This is a genomic window from Planktotalea sp., from assembly GCF_965659345.1.
In the GTDB taxonomy this organism is placed as follows: Bacteria; Pseudomonadota; Alphaproteobacteria; order Rhodobacterales; family Rhodobacteraceae; genus Planktotalea.
On the sequence record NZ_CBFHVK010000043.1, the window covers coordinates 1 to 8109 of the forward strand.

Consider the following 8109-nt stretch of genomic DNA (forward strand, 5'->3'; position numbering starts at 1 on the left):
CCACCCTGCCCTACGTCGGGCAGGCCTCTCAGTGACAGAATGGCGGCTATTGTTTCGCTCAAACATTGAAATTGAGAGTGCATATAACCCTAGCGCTCGCAGTCGGGTTGGTGCCATCGGTTTGGGCCAACTGATGCCAGAGACCGCCTCAGATTTGCGCGTCGACCCCCACAATTGGCGGCAGAACCTTGATGGGTCTGCGCGGTATTTACTCATGATGTTGGAGCAGTTTGGCGACCCCCGACTGGCCCTAGCCGCATATAACGCTGGACCTAACGCAGTCGCCCAATACGCAGGCATCCCACCTTACCGAGAAACTCAAAACCACGTCAGCCGTGTGCTGGCCGTATTCAACAGGCTTGAGGGAGAAAACTCATGAGGCCAACCACAAAAAAAATTGTTACGCTTTGCACCCTCTTCTTGATGGTCGCGCAACCTGCCTTGGCGCAGTCCATTGATCTATCCCCCGTTCAGAACGTCCTGCAAGGCATCGTTGACGCTATCACAGGGCCGCTTGGCATCGTTATCGGCACACTCGCATTGATCGGCGTATTCCTATCATGGCTCTTCGGCATTCTTGATTTCCGGCAAGCCCTTTGGGTTGTTGTGGCCATCGCCGGCATCGCTGCCGCTCCCACAATCGTCGCCGCAATCTGGACGACATAGGGGACCCCAATGGCTGAACAATCTCGTCTTTTTCTGGGCCTCGTACGACCTCCCAAACTGTTGGGCCTGCCCATCATGTATGCGATGGTCTGGTTGTTCGGATCTGTTCTCGTTTTCTTGTGGGTTCAGCATTGGGTGGTCGCCGTCATAGCGGTGATCACCTACCCCCTTTTGTGGAAGGCCGCGGACTGGGACCCCAATTTCTTGGATGTGGTTGCCACAACGCTGCAAGAAACACCTCCAACAGCCAACCGCAAAATCCACGGGGGCGATAGCTATGCCCCGTGATACCGATTTTGACCCCCTCACCCTCTTGCCAAACTGGGTGAAGAAAGAAAAAGAACTGGCCCACATGCTTCCCTATGTGAGCCTCGTAGATGACTTAACCGTTCGGACGCGGGGAAACGAAATATTCCAATGCATCCGGTTGGAGGGCGTGAACAGTTACACCAAAGACGATGATCAACTCGACAAGATCCGCGCACTGTTCGCGTCTATTATTGCTCAGATCGGGCCCGAATTTTCATTCTACGTTCACAAAGTTTCCAAAGCCATCGACCCAGCCTTGGCGCCAATTGATGGCGACGACTTTGCCGCCACGGTGGATCAAAACTGGACAGAATTCCTCCACGGCAGCGGGTTGCGCGATAAAACTCTGACACTCACGGTCAGCAACCGCCCCCCTCTCGCCTCTAAAATTCTGTTCAGCAGCGAGAAATCTGTCCTTCAGCTGAAGGAACAGACAGCAAAGCGGATGCGCCGGTTGGCAGAGGTTGTCAGGGTTCTGAAGTCTACATTCGCAGACATGTCTCCTCGGTTACTGGCTGCCTCCGAGGGCGAGTTGTTGGGCTTTCTTGGCGGATTGAATACCGGCCAAGAATTACCGCTCTTTGCGTCCTCAAAATATGGATACCTGTCGCAAGACGTCGCGAACGCACGCATCACATTCAGAGGAGCAACCTTTGAGGTTTCTGACGGAGCGGTTGGTTCACGGTTCGGAACCAGTTTCGCCATCAAGAATTATCCCGCGAGAACATCCTGCACGATGTTTGATGAGTTAAACCTACCTGTCGACATGGTCGTCACGCACTCCTTCACCCCGATCAACAGCAACCTCATGGCCGGGCGGATCAAGAAGCAACAACGCCTCATGCGTGCTGCTGAAGACGGCGCAATCTCGCTAGAGGCAGAGCTGATTGATGCACTTGATGATCTGGAGTCAAAACGCCTGAGTTTTGGCGATCACCATATGAGCGTGACCGTATTCGCATCGTCAATTGACGATCTTACGTCCATTGCAGGCGAAGTTCGCAACACCGCCGCGATTGAAGGGGTGAACCTGGTCAATGAGGCGTTCGCCGCCCGAACCCACTTCTTTGCCCAGCATCCTGGAAATGCAGCAAAGCGCAGCCGGAAGGCCGCTGTCACCAACAAGAACTTCGCTGATTTCGCAGCCTTTCATCGGACACCACTCGGAAAGCGCGGCCACGAGGTTCCGTGGGGAACTACCATCACGATGTTTCCTACTCCTGAGCGGTCCGCACATTGGTTCAATTACCACGAGCATGGCTCACCTGATAAAGAGCCAACTGGCGGGCACACACTGATCCTTGGCCGTCCCGGCTCAGGTAAGTCGGTCCTGTCAGCATTTCTGATGACCCAAGCACGGCGGGCAAATGCGCGCATCTTCGTATTCGATTACCGCCTCGGGATGGAAATGGCTGTGCGTGCAAACGGTGGCCGCTACGCGGCAATCAACGCGGGTCAAGCAACAGGCCTTAATCCGCTATGGACCGAAATTGATGAGCGCGGGCAATCTTGGCTTGCCGACTGGCTAGCCTCCCTCCTCTACCGCGCCGACAAACCACTTACCCCGGCACAGACCAACCGCATCCAAGAGGTCGTTCGCCAAAACGCATCTGCCTCTGACGCTGATCTGCGCAACTGGCACGATCTCGCGTCGCTGTTTGTGTCCGCCGATGACGACGGCGATTTGCATGAGCGCTTGCAGGAATGGACGGCCGATGGCCGTTACGGCTGGATTTTTGGCCAGACCAAAGAAGACACGTTCTCGCTTGAAGGCGATATAGTCGGATTTGACCTTACAGGCATCTTGGACAGCGAAAGCGAAAAAGAGCGGATGGCCGTCCTGTCTTATCTGTTCCGTCGCGTCGAACGTGTGATCGAAGACCGCCAGCCAACGATCATAATCATCGATGAAGCTTGGAAGGCCCTCGATAACGGGTATTTTTCCGAACGCTTGTCCAATTGGCTTGTCACTGCGCGCAAGCAAAATGCGGTCGTTGTGATGATGACCCAATACGCCAGCCAGTTGGAACAAACCCGCACGGGTAGGACCATCGTGGAGGCCGTTCCGACACAGATCTTGCTGCCAAACATTCGGGCGAACGCGTCCGACTACGCGATGCTCAATCTTCAAAGCAAAGAACTCGATGTGCTGCTGACCACTGGCAGCAATTCTCGGCTTGGGCTCGTCAGAGACGATGAAGGTTCGGTCGTGATCAACGCTGACCTCAGTGCCTTGGGTCCGCTACTGACCATCCTCGGCGGGATGGAAAAAGGAGAACAATTGGTGGGTGCCGACTATCGCCAACGTCCAGATTTTTGGAGGACTTCATGAAACGAACCACTTTCATCCTATTGTGTGCGTTTGGCCTTAGTGCCTGCGGTGACTACCAGGGACCGAAGGCAAATTGCTTTGAACGAGACGTCGTTGCGCGATCAACCAACAGCTTGAGCTTCCTTCAATCACCTGGTGGCCGCGTCTCGACCAGCACCGCACCCGTTTCGGATTGCAACTTTGTTGCATTGGACGCGCCCATACAAACCGAAGCGCAGTAATGCGTGTATCCTTCACAGTTACTGCGATTGGAGTGATCTGGGCGTCTGCCGCAGTCAGCCAAGGCGTGCCAACTGTGGATGGAAACCTGTTTATCCGAAACGAAGCGGCCAACCTGCGTCGCGAAAGTGACTTAACCACACAAGCCGAACGCCTTTCAGCCGCAGAAGCAATTTCCGAAATCGAACGCGAACAACTCGCTGTGCTGCAGCAGATACTCGATGCTCAATCCAGTTTTGGTGGGCAGGGCATTCCAGCGATGGTGAGCACCCTCGAAGATGGCACTTTGCCTGAGCAATCGGCCGACAATTTGTATTCCCCTATCGATGGCAATCCCGGTGCCAATCAAATGTTCGGGGACGCAAATCTTAATATTGAGCAGCTCATCATCCGCGTGGCGCAAGAAACCCACGGTTTAACCGGGGTAAGTCAGGCAGGTCTCACTGTCGTCCAGTGGCGGTGTCTTCTGCAAGCTCTGATCTGGCAAGAAAGCCGCTTCACGATTGGAGCGCGATCCCCCGTCGGAGCCTTTGGCCTGACGCAAATCATGCCCGGAACTGCAGGTGATTTGGGCATAAACCCAGAGTACTATGACAGCCCATATCTGCAGGTCGAGGGTGGCGCACGATACCTTTCGCAGATGCTGCGCATGTTTGATGGCAACATCATCCATGCCCTTGCTGCCTATAACGCAGGGCCCGGCAATGTTCAGACCTATGGCGGCGTCCCGCCGTTCAAAGAAACGCAGCATTACGTTCAGGTCATCCCAGCAAAATACAATTTCTATCTAGCAAGGGTCGGTGGCGTTGACGCCTTGGGCACGATTGACCCCGCACTGCTTGCAAATTCGAACCTGTCGATCACCGGCTCGGGTGCCAGCTTTTACGCCAACAGCTCGATGCAAAACGTCGAAGCTGCAGCTCTGCGCATTCAGAACATTGTGCGACGCATCGGTCAAACTCAGGACGTTCAAGAGTCCCTCGCCCTCAATACCTACGCCCGCGCTGAATTGGTTCGTTTGGTGTCGACCCTGACCCGCCTCAAGGCCGTCCGAACCCGACCACTGAGCGACGCAGAACTCGCGATGGCCGCTGCACAACTCAGGGAAAATCAATTCATGGACTTCACATTGGAGGAACTCGACTAATGGAAACATTTTCAAATAGGGGAGCCACATTAGGCTCCACAGTCAAAACCGTCGTTTTGTGCTCGATAGGCTTCATAGCCGCGCCCGGCCTTATGGGGAGCGGCGCTGCCTTTGCGCAGGGTGTCCCAACCGTTGATACGCGAAATATTGCACAAGAAATCCAGCAACTACGACAAATGATCGAAGATGAGGTCCTGCAAAACGAACAATTGCAGCAAGCACTGAACCAACTCGACACCCTGCGCGAGCAGTACGCCAAATTGCAGGAAACCTACGCAGCCCTTACCGGACTGATGGATATCCCAGAAATCATCACGACGCAGTTTGAAGCTGAGTTGAACGGAATTCTAGACCAAGAGTTCGGCGACATTCTTGCAACGATCGATGCCATCAAGAATGGCGACTGGTCTCGACTGGCGGGCAATGGTGCACCCGGCATCCAGACACAAATGACCCGCGTTCTGGCTGATGCGGGGTTTGACGAAGACACCTTGTCAGAGATGGCAAACAGCGGGGCGGCTGGTGCGAAACGCATTGCCCAACAAGCAACCACAGGTGCTGTCATGTCTGCCGCTGCCCAGAACAGTTATGAAAAAGCGGGCCAATCGCTGGAGCGCGTAGACCGTCTCGTCGGCATGATCGGCGATATGGAAGAGCTTAAAGACAGCGTTGACCTCAACACCCGTGTCACAGCCGAACTTGCAATCGCCTTGGTCGCACAATGGCAGTTGGAGGCTGTGCAGACCGTTGGGTCGGGCCAAGCGGGCGTTCTGGATGCAGCGACGCTCGCGGAAGAGCAGCAGTTCATGGATTTCACGCTCCCCACTCTGACTGCTGATTGATTAAGGAACAGGGTGTGACACAGGAAACTGACATCGTTGAAGAGGAGCTCATTTACGGCGCGCGGCGACGTGAACAGCTTTGGCAGAAGCTCGCGCTATCAGGTTTGGTGTTCGGGATTATCGGATGCCTGTCAGCTGCTACTGTTGCAATCCTCGATGTCGATCCAGACCCCATTGTTGTTCCCTATAATCCAGAAACAGGAATGGCCCTTCCCAACGCATCGGTTGGCGCTGTTCGCGTGACCGAGAATGAAGCCATTATCGAGTCAGTCGTCTTCCGCTACGTGACAGATCGTGAAACCTACAACCAACTCGACAATGACTTGCGCGTTCGCAGCATTCTAGAACGTTCTGATCGGGCAGCCGAAGCATCCATGCGGTCCTTATGGGACAGTGCAAACCCAAACTATCCACCAGAAGTTTATGGCGATGCTGGTCGTCTCGATGTCGAAATCCTCAGCATCAATCGGATCGGGGTGAACCGCGCACAGGTTCGGATGCGTAAGCGTCTTACATCGCCCCAAGGCGTACAAGCAGGCCTTTTCACCGCGACGCTGCTATTTGAATTCAGACCAGAAGAGCGTCGTTCGATTGATGACGTCTGGAGCAATCCATTCGGTTTCACCGTCATTGAATACGCAATCCGCTCAGATAGATTGGAGAACTGATATGACGGCCCTTAAGCCAACCATTCTGTCTATCGCGCTAACCTTGATCGCCGCCCCTGCCCTCGCAGAGTACATCCCGCGCTCGGGTGGTAATGATAACCGCGTGCGCGTCGCGACATATCAGGACGGTCAGGTTTACCGTCTGAGCGTTAGCTTAACGCATGTAACGACAGTGGAGTTCGGGCAAGGCGAAACAATCCGGTCGATTATCGCCGGTGACACCGAAGGATTCCAACTTGATGGTGTTCCCGGCGGACGGGCCTTTGCGGTCAAGCCAAACGCACGTGGCGTTCACACCAACATCACGGTCTATACCAATCGGCGCAGCTACTATTTCAATGTGACAGAAGCATCGTCTCCAACCTACTACGTTGTCCAGTTTCGGTATCCTGAAGACAACGTGCGCCCAACCAATGCGGTCGCACAACAAGCCCCCAACTATAACTATGCAGCCAGTGATCAGACCGAGTTCACCCCAACGTCGGTGTGGGACGATGGCACTTTCACGTATTTCCGGTTTCCGCGAAGTTCGCCTGTCCCTGCGATCTTTCGATCTACCACTGGGAGTGAACGCACGGTCAACAGCCAACAAATTGAGGACGGCGTTTTGCGTGTTTCGGGCGTCAGCAACCAATGGGTTCTTCGACTCGGAGAAGACGTGGTCTGCATTCAAGCTAGCGCTGGAGGATCAGGATCATGAGCGATCAACCCGATTTAGAAAAACGCTTAGCCGCATTGGAAGGCAGTTCTTCTTCATCCGCCCGGAAGAGGCCATCTATGAAAGTGGCTGCGGCAGGCATCATTGGTATCGCAGCGCTAGGAGGGTTCGCATATTTGGCTTTGCAGCCAGCGGTCGATTTACCCCTACCCACAGCCCAACCAGAGGAATTCCAATCTGAAGGCGAAGGATTTGGTGATATTGCTCCGTTTGTTCCTCCTCTTCCACCAGACCCCGAAGTTCAGATCGTAGAAACACAGGTCGAGCCAAATGCGGAATTGTTGGCACAACTCGCGGCGCTACAGACACAAATCGAAGCCTTGCAGAACGCCGAGCAGCCAGTGGTCGAAGACGACACTGCTGCGGCAGATGCCATCAATTCCTTGAGCGAACAAATTGCTGCTCTTCAGGCGTCTTCGGAAAGCGCTCAGGAACAGTTCCAAAATGAACTTGAGGCGAGAGATCGCGAGCTTGAACGATTACGCATGGACCTTGAGCTTGCCCAGCTTCAGCCGCCAACACCCGCATCAAGTCCGTCTCAAAATGATCTGTTGGAGGCGGAACAGCTTCGGCTTCAACGAGAGAACGAAGCACGCAGAATGGCAGAACTGGAACGACGTCGTGCAGAAGAACTGGCCTTCCAGCAAGCCCGCATAGAATCCCCGACAATTGCCTTTGGTGGCGGTGCTGGGGCCGATGGCTCTGACGCCCTCAGCGAACGTACCCTCGGAGCGATCCAAGATTTCGTTGTGAACGGAGCACTACCGTCCCAAGTCACCCAAGCAGAAGTCATCGCCAATCCAGCAAATACGGTCGTCCAAGGTACAATGATACAAGCGGTGACCGAAACAGCCTTGGACAGTTCATTGCCCGGCGCGATACGCGCGATAATTTCAGAAGATGTCTATTCCTTTGACGGGTCGCGCATTCTGATCCCGCGTGGGTCACGCTTGATCGGGCGCTATCAATCTGGTGTAGAAATTGCCCAACAGCGGGTCACGGTCGCTTGGGATAGAATTATCATGCCCAATAACCAGACAGTGACAATTAGCTCGTTCGGAGGCGATGAACTTGGTCGTTCCGGCGTAACAGGTGTCGTCGACACCCGTTTTGGCGAACGCTTCGGTTCTGCAGCGCTGATCTCGCTCATAACCGCCCTGCCCGGCGCTGCTGCCGCTCAGGTTGAAGATGAGGCTTCCGCAGAAGTT

Annotated in this window: 9 protein-coding genes; all 9 read left to right on the forward strand. The window is 54.6% G+C overall.

Features of this window, described 5'->3' with window-relative positions; all coding sequences use genetic code 11:
* Nucleotides 1-379, forward strand: a 379-nt coding sequence (locus tag ACTG3Z_RS17320; protein WP_439144252.1) for a lytic transglycosylase domain-containing protein, incomplete at its 5' end; no start/stop codon positions are given.
* Nucleotides 376-666, forward strand: a complete 291-nt coding sequence (locus tag ACTG3Z_RS17325; RefSeq protein WP_439144253.1) for a TrbC/VirB2 family protein — start codon at nucleotides 376-378, stop codon at nucleotides 664-666. The genes ACTG3Z_RS17320 and ACTG3Z_RS17325, both read left to right, overlap by 4 nt.
* A 9-nt stretch (nucleotides 667-675) precedes the next feature.
* A complete protein-coding gene (locus tag ACTG3Z_RS17330) occupies nucleotides 676-954 on the forward strand; it encodes a type IV secretion system protein VirB3 (RefSeq protein ID WP_439144254.1) in 279 nt (92 codons plus the stop codon).
* Complete coding sequence (locus ACTG3Z_RS17335) at nucleotides 944-3307, forward strand: type IV secretion system protein B4 (protein ID WP_439144255.1); 2364 nt, start codon at nucleotides 944-946, stop codon at nucleotides 3305-3307. Before ACTG3Z_RS17330 ends, ACTG3Z_RS17335 begins: the two co-directional genes overlap by 11 nt.
* A 220-nt stretch (nucleotides 3308-3527) precedes the next feature.
* Complete coding sequence (locus tag ACTG3Z_RS17340) at nucleotides 3528-4673, forward strand: lytic transglycosylase domain-containing protein (RefSeq protein ID WP_439144256.1); 1146 nt, start codon at nucleotides 3528-3530, stop codon at nucleotides 4671-4673.
* A gap of 92 nt (nucleotides 4674-4765) precedes the next feature.
* Entirely contained in the window at nucleotides 4766-5515 is a 750-nt protein-coding gene (locus ACTG3Z_RS17345) for a type IV secretion system protein (RefSeq protein WP_439144260.1), read from the forward strand.
* Between the two features lie 14 nt (nucleotides 5516-5529).
* Nucleotides 5530-6183, forward strand: a complete 654-nt coding sequence (locus ACTG3Z_RS17350; protein ID WP_439144257.1) for a virB8 family protein — start codon at nucleotides 5530-5532, stop codon at nucleotides 6181-6183.
* 1 nt (nucleotide 6184) lies between these two features.
* Nucleotides 6185-6883, forward strand: coding sequence for a TrbG/VirB9 family P-type conjugative transfer protein (locus ACTG3Z_RS17355; RefSeq protein WP_439144258.1), 699 nt, complete (start codon nucleotides 6185-6187; stop codon nucleotides 6881-6883).
* The coding region (locus ACTG3Z_RS17360) for a TrbI/VirB10 family protein (RefSeq protein ID WP_439144259.1) at nucleotides 6880-8109 on the forward strand (1230 nt) is incomplete at its 3' end. The genes ACTG3Z_RS17355 and ACTG3Z_RS17360, both read left to right, overlap by 4 nt.